This is a genomic window from Janibacter melonis (genome assembly GCF_020567375.1).
Lineage (GTDB): Bacteria > Actinomycetota > Actinomycetes > Actinomycetales > Dermatophilaceae > Marihabitans > Marihabitans melonis.
Genome location: NZ_JAJBZM010000001.1, coordinates 742,531 through 758,312, shown reverse-complemented (window position 1 = coordinate 758,312; position 15,782 = coordinate 742,531). Strand labels below are relative to the sequence as shown.

The 15,782-nt window shown below is 72.8% G+C and carries 17 protein-coding genes; 9 read left to right on the top strand and 8 right to left on the bottom strand.

What is annotated here, in order from left to right; translation table 11 throughout:
* The first annotated feature begins 9 nt into the window (after window positions 1-9).
* The 5 genes from LIV55_RS03515 to tsf all read left to right on the top strand — a co-directional run bounded on the left by LIV55_RS03515 (window position 10) and on the right by tsf (window position 5,424).
* Window positions 10-885: a branched-chain amino acid ABC transporter permease gene (locus tag LIV55_RS03515; protein WP_229299195.1), complete on the top strand. Its 876-nt coding sequence runs from the start codon at window positions 10-12 to the stop codon at window positions 883-885.
* Window positions 885-1,958 (top strand): branched-chain amino acid ABC transporter permease, encoded by a 1,074-nt coding sequence (locus tag LIV55_RS03510; protein ID WP_123093256.1) that lies wholly within the window; start codon window positions 885-887, stop codon window positions 1,956-1,958. Before LIV55_RS03515 ends, LIV55_RS03510 begins: the two co-directional genes overlap by 1 nt.
* Window positions 1,955-3,301, top strand: coding sequence for an ABC transporter substrate-binding protein (locus LIV55_RS03505; protein ID WP_229299194.1), 1,347 nt, complete (start codon window positions 1,955-1,957; stop codon window positions 3,299-3,301). The genes LIV55_RS03510 and LIV55_RS03505 overlap by 4 nt, the downstream gene beginning before the upstream one ends.
* 295 nt (window positions 3,302-3,596) lie before the next feature.
* Window positions 3,597-4,556 carry a 30S ribosomal protein S2 gene (gene rpsB, locus LIV55_RS03500; RefSeq protein ID WP_229299193.1) on the top strand — a complete coding sequence of 320 codons (960 nt, stop codon included), beginning with the start codon at window positions 3,597-3,599 and terminating at the stop codon, window positions 4,554-4,556.
* Window positions 4,557-4,596: 40 nt separating this feature from the next.
* Window positions 4,597-5,424 carry a translation elongation factor Ts gene (tsf, locus tag LIV55_RS03495; protein ID WP_229299192.1) on the top strand — a complete coding sequence of 276 codons (828 nt, stop codon included), beginning with the start codon at window positions 4,597-4,599 and terminating at the stop codon, window positions 5,422-5,424.
* Between the two features lie 73 nt (window positions 5,425-5,497).
* Here tsf and LIV55_RS03490 read toward each other — a convergent pair whose 3' ends face one another.
* Both LIV55_RS03490 and LIV55_RS03485 read right to left on the bottom strand, forming a co-directional pair.
* Window positions 5,498-6,067 carry an antibiotic biosynthesis monooxygenase gene (locus tag LIV55_RS03490; protein ID WP_229299191.1) on the bottom strand — a complete coding sequence of 190 codons (570 nt, stop codon included), beginning with the start codon at window positions 6,065-6,067 and terminating at the stop codon, window positions 5,498-5,500.
* A 63-nt stretch (window positions 6,068-6,130) separates the two neighbouring features.
* Window positions 6,131-6,709: a TetR/AcrR family transcriptional regulator gene (locus LIV55_RS03485; protein WP_229299190.1), complete on the bottom strand. Its 579-nt coding sequence runs from the start codon at window positions 6,707-6,709 to the stop codon at window positions 6,131-6,133.
* A gap of 161 nt (window positions 6,710-6,870) precedes the next feature.
* Here LIV55_RS03485 and pyrH point away from each other — a divergent pair, with 161 nt between their 5' ends.
* The 4 genes from pyrH to rlmN all read left to right on the top strand — a co-directional run bounded on the left by pyrH (window position 6,871) and on the right by rlmN (window position 10,400).
* The gene (gene pyrH, locus LIV55_RS03480; protein WP_068274708.1) at window positions 6,871-7,599 is read left to right on the top strand and encodes a UMP kinase; all 729 of its coding nucleotides are present in this window, start codon (window positions 6,871-6,873) and stop codon (window positions 7,597-7,599) included.
* A 111-nt stretch (window positions 7,600-7,710) separates the two neighbouring features.
* Window positions 7,711-8,268 carry a ribosome recycling factor gene (frr, locus tag LIV55_RS03475; protein WP_068274711.1) on the top strand — a complete coding sequence of 186 codons (558 nt, stop codon included), beginning with the start codon at window positions 7,711-7,713 and terminating at the stop codon, window positions 8,266-8,268.
* Window positions 8,269-8,289: 21 nt separating this feature from the next.
* On the top strand, window positions 8,290-9,192 hold the full coding sequence (locus LIV55_RS03470; RefSeq protein WP_229299189.1) for a phosphatidate cytidylyltransferase: 903 nt from the start codon (window positions 8,290-8,292) through the stop codon (window positions 9,190-9,192).
* Window positions 9,192-10,400 carry a 23S rRNA (adenine(2503)-C(2))-methyltransferase RlmN gene (rlmN, locus tag LIV55_RS03465; RefSeq protein WP_229299188.1) on the top strand — a complete coding sequence of 403 codons (1,209 nt, stop codon included), beginning with the start codon at window positions 9,192-9,194 and terminating at the stop codon, window positions 10,398-10,400. Before LIV55_RS03470 ends, rlmN begins: the two co-directional genes overlap by 1 nt.
* A gap of 130 nt (window positions 10,401-10,530) precedes the next feature.
* Here the strand turns inward: rlmN and LIV55_RS03460 are convergent, their stop codons facing one another.
* From LIV55_RS03460 to LIV55_RS03435, 6 genes are read right to left on the bottom strand one after another with little or no spacing between them, the layout of a single operon-like run.
* Entirely contained in the window at window positions 10,531-11,673 is a 1,143-nt protein-coding gene (locus LIV55_RS03460; RefSeq protein ID WP_229299187.1) for an LOG family protein, read from the bottom strand.
* A gap of 26 nt (window positions 11,674-11,699) precedes the next feature.
* The gene (locus LIV55_RS03455) at window positions 11,700-12,311 is read right to left on the bottom strand and encodes a GNAT family N-acetyltransferase (protein WP_229299186.1); all 612 of its coding nucleotides are present in this window, start codon (window positions 12,309-12,311) and stop codon (window positions 11,700-11,702) included.
* Window positions 12,308-12,889: a dihydrofolate reductase family protein gene (locus tag LIV55_RS03450; protein WP_229299185.1), complete on the bottom strand. Its 582-nt coding sequence runs from the start codon at window positions 12,887-12,889 to the stop codon at window positions 12,308-12,310. Before LIV55_RS03450 ends, LIV55_RS03455 begins: the two co-directional genes overlap by 4 nt.
* Window positions 12,882-13,874 (bottom strand): NAD-dependent epimerase/dehydratase family protein, encoded by a 993-nt coding sequence (locus LIV55_RS03445; protein WP_229299184.1) that lies wholly within the window; start codon window positions 13,872-13,874, stop codon window positions 12,882-12,884. The genes LIV55_RS03450 and LIV55_RS03445 overlap by 8 nt, the downstream gene beginning before the upstream one ends.
* A gap of 40 nt (window positions 13,875-13,914) precedes the next feature.
* The gene (locus LIV55_RS03440) at window positions 13,915-14,628 is read right to left on the bottom strand and encodes a hypothetical protein (protein WP_229299183.1); all 714 of its coding nucleotides are present in this window, start codon (window positions 14,626-14,628) and stop codon (window positions 13,915-13,917) included.
* A gap of 57 nt (window positions 14,629-14,685) precedes the next feature.
* The gene (locus LIV55_RS03435) at window positions 14,686-15,780 is read right to left on the bottom strand and encodes an SLC13 family permease (RefSeq protein ID WP_229299182.1); all 1,095 of its coding nucleotides are present in this window, start codon (window positions 15,778-15,780) and stop codon (window positions 14,686-14,688) included.
* Between the last annotated feature and the right edge of the window lie 2 nt (window positions 15,781-15,782).

Below are 15,782 nucleotides of genomic sequence, written 5' to 3'. Positions count from 1 at the left end.
GGAGATGCCGTGCAGCTGATCAACACCGTCCTCGGAGGCCTGTCCGTCGGGGTCGTCTACGCGGCCTTCGCCCTGGCCCTCGTGCTCATCTGGCAGTCGACGCGCATCGTCAACTTCGCCCAGGCGCCGATGGCCATGGTGACGACCTTCGTCGCCCTGACGCTCATCGACGCGGGCGCGAGCTACTGGGTGGGCTTCGCCGTGGCGCTCGCCGCCGGCTTCGTCCTCGGCGCGCTCGTCGAGCGGCTCGTCATCCGCTACGTCGACCACGACAACCACATCAACCCGGTGATCCTCACCCTCGGGCTCTTCATCGTGCTGCACGCGCTCGCGGCGGTGATCTTCGGCAGCAGCTTCACCTCCTTCCCCGCCCCCTTCGGGCTCTCCGGGGTCCAGGTCGGCGGCACGACGCTCGCCCTCACGCCCTTCAGCATCTTCAGCGTCCTGTGCGTCCTCGCGGTCATGGCGCTGCTGCGGCTGCTCTTCCTCAAGACCGACCTCGGCCTGACGATGCGCGCCGCGGCCTTCAACCAGGAGGTCGCCCGCATCCTCGGCGTCCGGGTGACGCGCACCCTCACCCTCGGCTGGGCCCTCGCCTCGCTCGTCGGCTCGCTGTCTGGTCTGCTCATCGCCGGAGGCGGTCTGGTCCACCCGTCCTACATGGACGGCGTCGTCGTCTACGGCTTCGTCGCCGCCGTCCTCGGCGGGCTCGACAGCGCCGGGGGAGCGGTCGTCGGAGGCCTGCTCATGGGGGTGACGCTCTCGCTCGTCAGCGGCTACCTCGGCTCCGGCCTCGTGCCCCTCGCGGCGCTCGTCGTCCTCGTCGTCGTGCTGCTCGTCAAGCCCGGCGGTCTCTTCTCCACCTCGGTCGAGCGGGCCGTCTGATGCGCCGCCTGCTCGCCTCGCCGCTCCTGCGCCGGGCCCTCGCCTCGCTCGCCGTCCTCGTCGTCGCCGTCTTCGTCATCGACCTCCTCTCGGGCTACCGGCAGGGCCAGGTCGCCTCGGTCGCCTACTTCGCCGTCGCAGCCGGTGGCCTCACGCTGCTCATCGGCGTCAACGGCCAGCTCTCGCTCGGGCACGGCGCCTTCATGGCGATCGGGGCCTACACGACGGCCCTGCTCCTCCAGGAGGGCCGAGAGCTGCCGGTCCTCGTCCTGCTCGTCGCCGCCGTGCTCGTGACGATGCTCGTCGGCCTCGTCGTCGGCATCGCCGCCGCCCGGCTCCACGGCCCCTACGTCGCCGGTGCCACCCTCGCCCTGGCGATCGCGGTGCCCTCGCTGGCCATCCACTTCCGCGAGGCGCTCGGCGGCGAGCCGGGCCTGCGGGTGTCGACGCCGGACGTGCCGCAGGTCGCCGACGACGCGATCTTCTTCCTCACCGGCACCGACGTCGAGCCGACGCAGTGGCTCGCGACGATCTCGGTCACCTGCCTCGTCCTCACCTTCTTCCTCCTGCGCAACCTCAGCCAGTCGCGGGTGGGACGGCGGTGGCGGGCGGTGCGCGACGACCCGGTCGCCGCCCAGCTCGCCGGCATCGACCTCGGGCGCAACCGCGTCCTGTGCTTCGTCGTCAGCACCGCGTGCGCCGGCCTCGCGGGCGGCCTCATGGCGCTCGTCACCCGGATCGCGGCGCCGAGCGGCTTCACCCTCACGCTCTCGCTGTCGTTGCTCATGGCCGTCGTCCTCGGCGGCCTCGGGACCCTTACCGGGGCCCTGCTCGGCGCGGTCCTGCTCACCCTCCTGCCGACCGTCGTCACCAACCTCGGCTCGAGCGCCGGGCTGTCGGACCTGCAGTCCGCCGAGCTCGCCCCGCTCGTCCTCGGGCTGACGACCATGGTCGTCGTCCTGCTCGCCCCGTCCGGTCTCGTGGGGTCGCTGCTGCGGCTGCGCGCCCGGAGCCGGGTCACCCGTCCGACCCCGTCCGTCACCTCTCACCCCACCCCTGGAGGCACATCATGAAGCGCATCTCCCTCAGGGCGGCGGTCGCCGCGAGCACCGCAGCCCTCGTCCTCGCCGGATGCGGTGCCGGAGGGCGCGACGGCGACTCCGGCGGCGGATCTGGCGAGGAGGCCGGCGACACCACCGGCATCACCGACACGACGATCAAGATCGGCACCCACCAGCCGCTCACCGGCGTCGCGGCCCCGGGCTACTCCGAGATCAACACCGGCTTCAAGTCCTACCTCGACTACGTCAACGAGGCGGGCGGCGTCCACGGCCGCACCATCGAGTACTCGGTCAAGGACGACGCGTACAACCCGACGAACACCTCGAAGGTCGTCGACGAGCTCGTCCTCAAGGACGAGGTCTTCGCGGTCGTCGGCGGGCTCGGCACCCCGACCCACAGCGCGGTCGTCGACTTCCTCAACCAGGAGAAGGTCCCCGACCTGCTCGTCTCCTCGGGCGCCCAGCTGTGGGGCAACGACCCCAAGGAGCGCCCGATGACGTTCGGCTGGCAGCCGGACTACGAGATCGAGGGCAAGATCATGGGGCAGTACATCAAGGAGAAGATGCCCGACGCGAAGGTCGGCCTCTTCCTCCAGGCCGACGAGCTCGGCGCGGACGGCGAGAAGGGTCTGCGGATGTACATCGACGACCAGATCGTCGAGCGCACCGAGTACGCGTCGGGCAACACCGACATCGGCCCCCAGATCTCCAAGCTCAAGGAGTCCGGCGCCGACCTCGTCATCGGCTTCAACACCCCGAGCTACACCGCGCTCAGCCAGCTCGCCGCGATGAAGCTCAACTACAAGCCCAAGTGGATGTACACGAACGTCGGCTCGGACGCGAAGCTCGTCGGCGACCTGCTCTCGACCTTCTCCAAGGGCAAGGTGACCGACGGCAGCAGCACCCTCGACGGGATGATGACGACCGAGTACATCCCGGGTCTGGACACCCCGGACAGCCCCTGGGTGAAGCTGTGGCAGAAGGTCTGGGACGAGCACGGCGCGAAGGGGGAGCTGACGAACTACCGGATCTACGGCATGTCGCAGGCCTACGCCTTCGTCTCCGCGCTGCAGGCCTCCGGCAAGGACCTCACCCGTGAGCGGGTCGTCGAGGTCATCGAGAAGGACGGCGCGACGTGGCCCGGCCCGGGCCTGGCGCCCTTCCGCTGGTCGGCCGACAGCCACCTCGGCATGTCGGGGATGGCGGTCTCGCAGGTCAAGGGCGAGGACTACGAGAACCTCACCGAGGTCCTCGTCACCGACATCGGCGACGCCGAGATCACCCCGGCCGACAAGGCCGTCGCCGAGGACGCACCGCCGGAGAGCGGCATCCCGGACGTGCCCGAGACGGAGTGACCGCGACGCGGTGACACCACGAGCACCTGCGCGAAGGGGGGCGGCCCGGCCGCCCCCCTTCGTCATGCTCCGCGGTCGTCGGGTCGGGCAGCCGCCGACGATTTCGGGCGGGGGCACCCCCCGGCGTACGATGAGGGGCACATCCGGTCTGTCCGGATGAATTCGCGCGTCTTCTCGCCCGTGACGAGATCCATCTCCGAACGGGGGCGCACCACGGCAGTCCCGAGCGATCGGGCGGGGTGCGTACGCAGGCGCCAGGACACAACTGACAACCACGAGCACAGGAGGACACGGCATGGCCGTCGTCACCATGCGCCAGCTCCTCGAGAGCGGCGTCCACTTCGGGCACCAGACCCGTCGCTGGAACCCCAAGATGAAGCGCTTCATCATGACCGAGCGCAACGGCATCTACATCATCGACCTCCAGCAGTCGCTGACCTACATCAACGACGCCTACGAGTTCGTCAAGCAGACCGTCGCCCACGGCGGCACCATCCTCTTCGTCGGCACGAAGAAGCAGGCTCAGGAGCCCATCGCCGAGCAGGCGACGCGCGTCGGGATGCCCTACGTCAACCACCGCTGGCTCGGTGGCATGCTGACCAACTTCCAGACGATCTCCAAGCGCCTCACGCGCCTGAAGGAGCTCGAGGAGATCGACCTCGACACCGTCGCCGGCTCGGGCTACACGAAGAAGGAGCTCCTCCTCTTCCAGCGCGAGAAGGACAAGCTCGAGAAGACCCTCGGCGGCATCCGCTCGATGAGCAAGGTCCCCTCCGCGGTCTGGATCGTCGACACGAAGAAGGAGCACCTCGCCGTCGACGAGGCGCGCAAGCTCGGCCTGCCGGTCATCGCGATCCTCGACACGAACTGCGACCCGGACGAGGTCGACTACAAGATCCCGGGCAACGACGACGCGATCCGCTCCGTCACGCTGCTGACCCGCGTCGTCGCCGACGCCGTCGCCGAGGGCCTCATGGCCCGCTCCGGTGGCCGCTCCGGTGCGACCGAGGGCCAGGCCGACTCCGAGCCGATGGCCGAGTGGGAGCGCGAGCTGCTCGCCGGTGACGCCGAGGCTGCCGCCCCGGCCGCCGAGGCTGCTGCCCCGGCCGCCGAGGCCCCCGCCGCCGAGGCGCCGGCCGCCGAGGCTCCTGCCGCCGACGCCGCCCCGGTCGAGGCCCCCGCCGCCGACGCCGCCCCGGCCGAGGCCCCCGCCGCCGACGCCGCCCCGGCTGCCGACGCGTCGACCGAGGCCTGAGCCACCACCCCCATCACGACCGAAGGAGTGCACCACACTCATGGCGAACTACACCGCCGCTGACATCAAGGCGCTGCGCGAGTCCACCGGCGCGGGCATGCTCGACGTCAAGAAGGCGCTCGACGAGGCCGACGGCGACACCGGCAAGGCCACGGAGATCCTGCGCGTCAAGGGCCTCAAGGGCGTGACGAAGCGCGAGGGTCGCACGACCTCCAACGGCCTCGTCGCCGCTCAGGCGGACGCCGGCGTCGGCACCCTCGTCGAGGTCCTGTGCGAGACCGACTTCGTCGCCAAGGGCGAGAAGTTCGGCGCCCTCGCCGACCAGGTCCTCCAGGCCGCCGTCGAGTCCAAGGCGTCCTCCGCCGACGAGCTGCTCGCGGCGACCGTCGACGGCAAGACCGTCAAGGACCTCCTCGACGAGTCCAACGCCACCATCGGCGAGAAGATCGAGGTCAAGCGGGTCGCCCGCGTCGAGGCCCCGACCGTCGCGGCCTACCTGCACAAGACGAGCCCCGACCTGCCCGCGCAGATCGGTGTCCTCGTCGGCGCGCAGGGTGGCGACGAGCAGGTCGCGCGCGACGTGGCCATGCACATCGCGGCCTTCAGCCCGAGCGTCCTCACCCGCGACGAGATCGACGCCTCGACCGTCGAGAACGAGCGTCGGATCGCCGAGGAGACGGCCAAGGAGGAGGGCAAGCCCGAGGCTGCCCTGCCCAAGATCGTCGAGGGTCGGGTCAACGGCTACTTCAAGGAGAACGTCCTCCTCGAGCAGCCCTTCGCCAAGGACGCCAAGAAGACCGTCGGCAAGGTCCTCGACGAGGCAGGTGCGCAGGCCACGGCCTTCGCGCGCTTCCGCGTCGGCGCCTGAGCCAGGCACCGACGAAGGGGGCGTCCACCCATCGGGTGGGCGCCCCCTTCGTCATGCCCGGGGACGGCCCGGCTCAGCCGGCCCGGCGCGGGTGGGTCCACGGCGAGAAGAGGCGCGTGACGAAGGGGAGGAAGACGTAGGTCATCCACGGGATCGCGACGGCGCAGGTGAGCAGCACGCGTCCCCAGCCGGGCCAGCCCGCCGTCGGACCGGCGAGCGCGTAGGTGAGCACCACGCTGGTGGGGAAGAAGGCGCAGAAGATGACGACCATCTGCTTCCACCGCGGTGGCGCGGCGACCGTGTCCCCGACCTCGATCTCGGTCGGCTCGTCGAACCAGCCCTCGATGCCCGTGCGGTGCTCGACCCGGGTGGCGCGCACGAGCCGTGCCCCGGCGCCGAGCCACTGGGTGCGCTCGCGTGAGCCCTCCCACCGGCGCAGGCTCTCCGCGGAGTCGAAGCGGTAGAGCATGTGCCACTCGTGGGAGCCGGCGGAGGGGCGCACCCAGCCCGAGCCGAGGAAGCCCGGGAAGCGCTGGGCCATCGTCGTGCCCGCGTCGGCCCAGGCCTGCATGAGGATCTCGTCCTGGGGGTCGACCTGACGGGTGATGGCGACGGTCACCGGGTGCGAAGGGGGAGTGCTCACGCCCAGATCATGCCGTCGCCGGGGCGAGGTCACCGCATCGGGCGACCCGACGGGCGGGGGCGATCAGGACGCGTGGCGCTCGCCGGCGATCGTGCAGCGCACGAGCCAGGCGACCTGGGCAGCGGTGCGCTGCGGGGTGTCGGTGGGGTGCATGACGTGCGAGAGGAGCGTGCGCACGACGACGTCGACGAGGGTCTCGACCTGCTCCGGGGCGAGGTGGTCGTCCTCGAGGCCGACCATGCCGACGACGACGTCGCGGGTGGTCGAGATGAGCAGCGCGGGCTCGGTCCGGAGGAGAGGCAGGACCGCGGTGTCGGCCCCGTGCGAGGAGCACACGAGGCGGCGCAGCAGCGGGCTCTCGTCGGCGAGCTCGAGGACGGCACGCACCCCGGCCTCGACGGCGGCGGGCAGGTCGCCCTGATGGCGGCCGAAGGAGTCACGGGCCCGGCTGAGGAAGGCGCGCATCTCGGCGACGAGCACGGCGCGACCCAGGTCGTCCTTCGTGCCGATCTCCGCGTGCACCGTCTGACGGCTCACCCCGACGTCCTTCGCCAGCCGGCTCATCGTCAGCCGTGGCCACCCGTGCGCCGCGGTCCGCTCGGCCGCGGCGACGACGATCCGGTCCCGCAGCGTCTCTGGCACATGGTGAGTGTACGAATGTTCCTGTGCCGCAGCGACTTCAGGGGTGCGATGGGGGCGTGCGCCCGCGCATGGCGTCCCGAGGTCTGCGTCGTGTGCAAGGATCGCTGTCGGCCAGACCGCTGCGTCCCGTGAGGGCCGTGCACCACCCGAGGAGATCGTCCGTGACCGACACGACCCCCGCCCGTCCCTATCGCAGGGTCCTCCTCAAGCTCTCGGGCGAGGTCTTCGGCGGCGGCAAGGTCGGGCTCGCGCCCGACGTCGTCCGCGCGATCGCCGAGCAGATCGCGGCCGCGGTGCGCGAAGGGGTCCAGGTCGCCATCGTCATCGGCGGCGGCAACTTCTTCCGCGGGGCCCAGCTGCAGGAGCAGGGCATGGACCGCACGCGGGCCGACTACATGGGCATGCTCGGCACGGTGATGAACTGCCTCGCGCTGCAGGACTTCCTCGAGAAGGCCGGCATCGACACCCGGGTGCAGACGGCCATCACCATGGGCCAGGTCGCCGAGCCCTACATCCCTCGTCGGGCGATCCGTCACCTCGAGAAGGGCCGCGTCGTGATCTTCGGCGCCGGCGCCGGCATGCCCTTCTTCTCCACCGACACCGTGAGCGCCCAGCGCGCCCTCGAGATCGGCGCGGACGCGGTGCTCATGTCCAAGAGCGGCGTCGACGGCGTCTACGACTCCGACCCGCGCACCAACCCCGGGGCGACGAAGTACGACCACGTCACCTACGCCGACGCGCTGCGCGACGGGCTCAAGGTCGTCGACGCCGCGGCCTTCAGCCTCTGTGCCGAGAACGGCCTGCCGATGGTCGTCTTCGGCATGGAGGGCGAGGGCAACGTCACCCGCGGCCTGCTCGGCGAGCACATCGGGACGCTCGTCCATCCCTGATCTGGGAGACTGGCCCCGACGACGTGACGTCGCGGCGCCACCACGCACGAGGTGCCGCCCGGCGGCACCGCAGACCACCGGCGCACAGCCGCGAGCAGAAGGAGCCGCAGGATGATCGAGGACGCCCTCCTTGAGGCCGAGGAGAAGATGGACAAGGCCGTGGAGGTTGCGAAGGACAACTTCGCCGGCATCCGCACCGGCCGGGTCAACCCCGGTCTCTTCAGCAAGGTGACGGTCGACTACTACGGGGCCCCGACGCCCCTGCAGCAGCTCGCCTCCTTCGCCACCCCCGAGGCACGCACGCTGCTCATCACCCCCTTCGACAAGGGCTCGATGGGCGCCATCGAGGCGGCCCTGCGCGACAGCGACATCGGCGCCAACCCGAGCAACGACGGCCAGGTCATCCGGATCGTCATGCCCGAGCTCACCGCCGAGCGGCGCCGCGAGTACATCAAGCTCGCGCACACCCAGGGCGAGGACGCGAAGGTCTCCATCCGCCACGTGCGCCGTGCCGCCAAGGACACGATCGACAAGCTCGTCAAGGACGGCGAGGTCGGCGAGGACGACGGCAACCGGGGCGAGAAGGAGCTCGACGCGCTCACCAAGCGCTACACCGAGACCGTCGACTCGCTGCTGAAGTCCAAGGAAGCCGAGCTCTCCGAGGTCTGACCCCGCGGGAGAGAGGCGCTCATGGACCAGATCGGGCCGGTCGAGGCACCCGTCGTCGAGGACCCGCCGCAGCGGCGGGCCGAGAGACGTACCCAGCCGCCGAAGCCGACGAGCCGCGCGGGTCGTGACCTGCCGGCCGCCGTCGGCGTCGGCGTGCTCCTCGGGGCGGTCGTCGCCGCGGGCCTGTTCATGCGGCGCGAGATCTTCGTCGGCATCGTCGCCCTGGCGATGATCATCGCCGTGTGGGAGCTGCGCCAGGCGCTCGCCGAGCGCTCGATCTACATGCCGCTCGTGCCCGTGGGCATCGGCGCGGTGAGCATGACGGTCGCGGCCTACCTGCGCGGTCCTGAGGCGCTCGTCCTCGCGACGACGCTCTCGCTCGTCGCGGTCGTCGTCTGGCGGGTCGCCGACGGGCTCGACGGGGCCCTGCGCGACGTCTCCGCCGGGGCCTTCACCCTGCTCTACCCGTGCTTCCTCGCGGGCTTCGCCGCACTCATGGTCGCCGAGCCCGAGGGGCAGTGGCGCATCCTCGCCTTCATCCTCATCACCGTCTTCTCCGACATCGGCGGCTACGCCGTCGGCGTCGTCTTCGGCAAGCACCCGATGGCGCCCGCGCTGTCGCCGAAGAAGTCGTGGGAGGGCTTCGCCGGCTCGGCGCTCACGTGCTCGCTCGTCGGCGCGATCACCATCCCCCTGACCTTCGAGACCGGGCAGTGGTGGCACGGCGCGCTGCTCGGTCTCGTCGTCGCACCCGTCGCGACGATCGGCGACCTCGTCGAGTCGAGCATCAAGCGCGACCTGCGGATCAAGGACATGTCCAACATCCTCCCCGGCCATGGCGGGCTCATGGACCGGCTCGACTCCCTCGCGCTCGTGGCCCCCGTGGTCTGGGCCGCCCTGCGACTGATCTCACCGGTGAGCTGATGACCGACCTGCCCGACCCCAGCACCCGCCGACCGGTCCCCGGTCAGCTGACGATGACGGCCCCGCGCCGCGGGAAGCCGCCGCGGCACTGGGCCGACCTCGACGTCGACGAGCGGGCCGACGCCGTGCGCGAGCTCGGCCTGCCGGCCTTCCGCGCGAAGCAGCTCTCGACGCATTACTACGTGCACCACACCGACGACGCCGCGGCGATGACCGACCTGCCCAAGGACGGCCGCGACGAGCTCGTCGCCGCCCTCATGCCGACCCTGCTCACCCCGGTGCGCTCGATCACCGCCGACCAGGGCGCGACGATCAAGTCGGTCTACCGGCTGCACGACGGCGCTCTCGTCGAGTCGGTCCTCATGCGCTACCCCCGCCGGGCGACGATCTGCATCTCCAGCCAGGCCGGCTGCGGCATGAACTGCCCCTTCTGCGCGACCGGCCAGGAGGGCCTGACCCGCAACATGTCGGCGGCCGAGATCGTCGACCAGGTCGTCGCGGCCAACCGTGTCCTGCGCGAGGCCGGCCCGGTCGCCGCGAGCGGCGGGGTCGAGCTCGGGGCCGAGGCCGGGGAGGCCGAGGCCCCCGCCGACGGCGGCCGCGGCTCGCAGCGGGTCACCAACGTCGTCTTCATGGGCATGGGCGAGGCGCTGGCCAACTACAAGGCGGCCATCGGCGCCATCCGCCGGATGACCGACCCCGCCCCGCACGGCCTGGGCATGAGCGCCCGCTCGCTGACGATGAGCAGCGTCGGTCTCGTGCCCGGCATCGACCGCCTGGCCGCCGAGGGCATCCCGGTGACCCTCGCCCTCTCGCTCCACGCCCCCGACGACGAGCTGCGCGACGAGCTCGTACCGATCAACACGCGCTACAAGGTCGACGAGGCCATCGACGCCGCGTACCGCTACTTCCGGGCCACCGGTCGCCGGGTCTCCATCGAGTACGCGCTCATCCGCGACATCAACGACCAGGCCTGGCGCGCCGACCTCCTCGGGGAGAAGCTCACCGCCCGCGGCAAGGGCTGGGTGCACATCAACCCGATCCCGCTCAACCCCACCCCGGGCTCGAAGTGGACCGCCTCGCGTCGCGGTGTCGAGCAGCAGTTCGTCGAGCGGCTGCGCGCCCACGGCATCCCGACGACGGTCCGTGACACCCGCGGCAGCGACATCGACGGCGCCTGCGGCCAGCTCGCCGCCGCCACCGCCTGACCGCCCTCCCTTCGCCCCACCCCCCTTCGCCCCACCCCCCTTCGCCCCACCCCCCTTCGCCGAGGTATGGCGATCTGCACCTCATGAGCCTGCTGAGGGAGCAATCCTCCATACCTCGGCGAAGGGGGAGTCAGCCGGCGAGCAGCGCGGCAGCCTCCTCGACCGTGCCGACGACGTGGGTGCTCGCCCCGAGGCCGCGCTGCGCGCCGAGCGCCCGCAGCGCCGGCAGCACGGGGATGGTGCGCTCCCAGTGGGTCTCGTCGACGAGGACCAGCGGGGGCACGGGCACGCCCTCCGCGGCGTAGTACAGCGGGGTGACGGCCTGGAAGATCTCCTGCACCGTCCCCGCCGCGCCCGGCAGCACGACGAGACCCGCGGTGCACCGCGAGAGCAGGGCGTCCTCCCGCAGCGCGTTGGAGAAGTACTTCGCGACCCCCTGGCCGAAGACGTTCGGCGGCTCGTGGCCGTAGAACCACGTCGGCACGCCGACGGAGCGGACCGGTCCCTCGTCGTGGAGGCCCTCGCGCACCTCGAGCGCGAGAGCAGCCCAGGCCTGGACGTCCGGCCGGAAGGACGGCACGGCGCCCAGCGCCTCGAGCGCCGCGTCGAGCGCGCGGACGTCGGAGGCGAGGGCGCCGAGGTTGGCCGCCTCCATCGCCCCAGGGCCGCCGCCGGTGAGCACGACGTCGCCGGCCCGGGCGAGCAGGTGGCCCAGCCGTGCCGCGCCCGCGTACTCCGGCGTGCCGCGCAGCAGCGCGTGACCGCCCATGACCCCGACGACGCGACGGCCGTCGAGCACCTCGGTCAGCGCGTCGGAGACCGAGTCGTCGTGGATCGCCCGCACGAGCGTGACGAAGACGTCGTGCGCCTGGTCGGCCTCACGGCTCCACGCGTAGGCGAGCGCGTCGGGGGTGCTCGCGTAGCCCCGGTCGAGCATCCCGTCGTAGAGCTCCTCGGGCCGGTAGAGCGTCGCGCGGTAGGGGTTGACCGGGCACGTCGGGTCGGTGGGGAAGACGAGGGCGCCATGCAGGCGCAGGTGGTGCGCGAGCCGGTCCGAGACCTCGCCCCCGAGGACGACGAGCCCGGCGAGGTCCTCACGTGCGAGCAGGTCCGCCTCGTACGGTCCGAGGTCGACGTCCTGGATCCGCGCGCCGTGCAGCGAGACACCCGCGGACAGGACGGCGCGAAGGGCGATCGGCCGGGTGATCTCGCGGTGGGCCGGGTGGGGGCGCACCTCGTCGCTGGCGACCTGCGGGCGGTGCTCGGTGGTCATGCCCGGCAGCGTCGCACAGCCCTCGCTCACCGACCGGGCGGGTGGGCCCCCTTCGCCGCCGTGAGCGCCGACCACTCGTGGGCGAGGAGCGACATGACGTGCTCGTCGTGGCGCTCGCCGTCGAGGACGACGCTCTCGCGCAGCGTGCCCTCGTGCACGAAGCCGAGGGTCTCGTAGACGTGGCGGGCGCGCGGGTTGTGGCTGATGACGTGCAGGCTCACCCGGTGCAGACCGACGCGCTCGAAGGCGTGGGCGAGCGTCAGCCGCATCGCCTCGGTGCCGAGCCCGCGCCCGCGACCCTGCGGTCCGAGGAGGACGCGGATGTTGGCGGTCGCCGCGGCGGGGTCGAGCTCGTTGAGGACGACCTCGCCGACGAGCCGCCCGCTCGCGCGGTCCTCGACGCCGAGGTCGAGCCGGTCGTCCTGGTCCTCGCGGCTGCCGTACCAGGCGCGGAGCCCGTCGAGGTCGAAGGGGGAGGTGCCGGTGCTCGAGACGACGCTCCCCGTGAGCACCTGCACCTCGGGGTCGGCGAGCACCTCGTGCATCGCCTCGGCGTCGCCCTCGACGAACGGGCGCAGACGGACGAGCTCGCCCTCGAGGACGGGGGTGCGGCTGAGCGCGCCGAGGTCGAGGATCATCCGACGTCCTCGTCGCGGCGGCGGTAGGTGAGGAGCACGACGTCGCCGGGCAGCCGCTCGACGTCGGCGAGGCGCCAGGCCCGTCCCGCGTAGCCGAGCCGGGCGAGGGGCACGCCCTCGCCGAGCAGCACGGGGTTGACCTTGAGCTGCAGCTCGTCGACGAGGTCGACGAGCTGCCCCGCGAGGTCGCCGCCGCCGCACAGCCAGATGTCGCGACCCGGCGCCGACCGCAGCGCCGCGACGTGCGCGACGACGTCGCCCTCGACCAGTGTGACGCTCGGGTCGTCGGGCAGCTCGCGGTGGGTGACGACGTGCTGGTCGAGGTGCGGGTAGGCGCTCGTCAGCCCCGCGTCGAGCGCCGGCTGGTGGGTCCGCGCGCCCATGACGACGGCGTCGAAGCGGCGTGCCTCGCCCGTGACGCCGAGCGGCTCGCGCAGGTGCGCCGGGCAGGTCTCGGGGTAGCGCTCGAAGAGCTCGGCGAGCAGCCCCGGGTCGAGCGCGAAGTCGTCGACCTCGCCCCGCGGACCGGCGACGAAGCCGTCGAGCGAGGTCGCGACGTAGTAGACGAGATCACGCACGGGCGTCCTCCTGGTGGTGGTCGAGCCGGCGGCGCAGGTCGCGCTCCTGCTCGTCGGTGAGCCCGCACGCGCGGGGGGTGGTGCGGGTCTGCTCGTGCGCGAGGGCACGGGCGAGGGTCTGGCGCAGGGGGCGGGTGACGAGCCCGGCGGCGCGCGCTCGCGAGCTGTCGAGCGTGGAGAAGAAGCGCCACTCGGGGTCGTCGACCCACAGCGGCAGCGAGGGGGTGCCCGCCCACGCCTCGACGCCCGCATCGTCGAGGACCTCGGCCGGCACCGGTCGCAGCGCCGCGTCGCTGCCGGCGACCTCGCGGGCGAGGTCGAGCAGGTCGCCGAGGCGGTGCGTCGGTCCGGTCGCGTTGAGGGCGCCGTGGACCTGCTCCTGCGCGCACGTCACGAGCCAGTCGGCGAGGTCGTCGACGTCGACGACCGCGACCGGGTGGTCGAGGTCGGGCGGCACGAGGACGCCGGCCCCGGTCGGGTGCGCGAGCCGCCACGGGTAGTAGCCCAGTCGGCCGGAGTCGTCGCCGGGGCCGCAGATGAGCCCGGCGCGCACGGCGGTCCAGCTCGCCGTCGTCGCCACGGCCTGCTCGCAGGCGACCTTCGCCTCGCCGTACCGGCTCATGTCGGGCATGACGTCGTCGGCGAGGGGGTCGAGCAGCGGGCCGTCCTCGTCCTGCTCGAGGTGGTCGAAGCGGGCGTAGACGTTCGCCGAGGAGACGAGGACCCAGTGGTCGGCGGTGAGCTCGGCGACGGCCCGGCGCACCTGCCCGGGCTGGCGCGAGACGTCGACGACGGCGTCCCACCGCTGCCCGCGCAGCGGCGCGAGGCCGTCCGGGTCGTCGCGGTCGACGACGACGAGGCCGGCTCCGTCGGCCACCGGCGCGCTGCCCCGCGCGGCGCACACGACCTCGTGCCCGCGCGCGAGCGCGGCGCGGCTCACGGCCCGCCCGAGGAAGGCCGTCCCACCGAGCACGAGGATCCGCATGCCCGCGATCCAACTCGTGCGCGGCCGACCGGGCAACCGGTTATGCCGAGGGCGCACCCCGCGGCCGGGTCTGCTCGTGGGGCGCCGGCTCGGGTCGTCCGGCGACCATGACGAAGCTCTCGCGGCGGGTGAGGGCCGAGGCGGCCGTCGCCCCGAGGACGAGCAGGCCCAGCGCCCCGGGGACGGTGAGGAGGAGCACCCCGGCGGGGGTGGAGGTCCAGCTGTCCTGCGCGGGCGCCGTGCGGGTCGGCAGCCGGCCTGCGGGGTCGCGCAGGACGTCGACCCGGTCACCCACCCGCGGCACGAGGTAGGTCCGCGAGCCCCGGTCGGCGAGGGTCGAGATGGCGTCCTGCGTCGACCCGTCGGCCGGCGCGACGGTGAGCAGCACGGGCCCCTGACCGCGACCGGGGTCGACGTCGACGACGGTGGCGGTCGTGCGCTCCGTCGCGAGCTCGCCGTAGAGCGACATCGTGGCGACGGCGGCGTAGACCGGCGCGGGCCAGAAGAGGGCGAGGACCATCCCGACGACGACCGCGGGGACGCGAGAGCTCACCTGCAGCGCGAGGGCGACGAGCAGCACGAGCCACAGGCCCACGACCAGCGGGTGGGGCACGCCGACGCCGAGCCACCCGCTGCGGAGGTCCGGGCGCAGCGCCGTCCACAGGCTGAGAGCGAAGGCGGCCGCCGTGAGCGCGACGAGGAGAGCGCGTCGTGACCAGCGCATCCCGGGGTGGTCCGGTGGTGGTGAGGTCATCGGCGCGACCCTAGCGACCCGCCGGGGCGGCTGCCATCGCCGGGCTGCGACGGGGCGTCAGGTCGTCAGCGCGAGGGCGAGGGTCGTCGCCGGCACGACGACGGCCACGCAGAGCAGACCGCCGGCGGCCAGGCGCCACGGCCGCCAGGTCACGCCGGCGGCGCGGCACCGGTCGAGCCAGAGCAGCGTCGCCAGCGAGGCCCACGGGGTGACGAGCGGGCCCGCGTTCGCGCCGACGAGGACGGCGAGCAGACGGGCCGGCTCGCCCTGGGCGGCCGGCTCGAGGGCGAGGTAGCCCGGCAGGTTGTTGACGGCGTTGGCGGTGAGCGCGCTGACCCCGGCGACCTGGAGCAGGTCGCCGGCGCCGGTGCCCCGGCCGGCGAGGTCGACGAGCGGGTCGAGCAGGCCCGCGCGGTGGGCACCGGTCACAACGACCATGAGCAGGCTGAAGCCGACGGTCATCGCCCACGGCAGGCGCAGCGTGCGGACGGTCCCGGGCGCGCGCACCGCCGTGACCCCCGCGAGGACGAGCGCGGCGAGACCGGCGACGAGCCACGGCGCAGCCCCGAGCGCGAAGGCGGGCCCGATGACGAGGCAGGTCGTCGCGGCGACCCGGAGCAGGACGTGGTCGTGCGTGGCCGCCGGCGGGTCGACGACGTAGCGCGCCGAGAGCTCGCGCCGGTGCAGGAGCGCGACGAGGGCGAGGGTGAGCACGACGGCGACGAGCGCCGGCGCCGCGGCGAGCCGGACGTACCCGCCGTGGTCGACGCCCATCTGCTCCAGGCGGGGCAGGGCGAGGAGGTTGGTGAGGTTCGAGACCGGCAGGAGCAGCGACCCGGTGTTGGCCACCCACAGCGTCGTCAGCGCGAAGGCCCGCGGCGCAGCACCCACCTGCCGGGCGATCGTCAGCCCGACCGAGGTGAGCAGCACGGCGGTCGTGTCGAGCGAGAGGAAGACGGTGCACGCGACGGCGAGCGCGGAGAAGCTCAGCCACAGCAACCACATCCGGTGCCGGCCCAGCCGCGCCATCGCGTGACCGGCGACGTCGAAGACGCCCGCGCGGTCGCTCAGCTCGGCGACGGCCGAGATCGCGAGGAGGAAGGCGGCGACGGGCAGGGCCCGCCCGAGCGCCTCGGTGACGACGTCGAGCACGC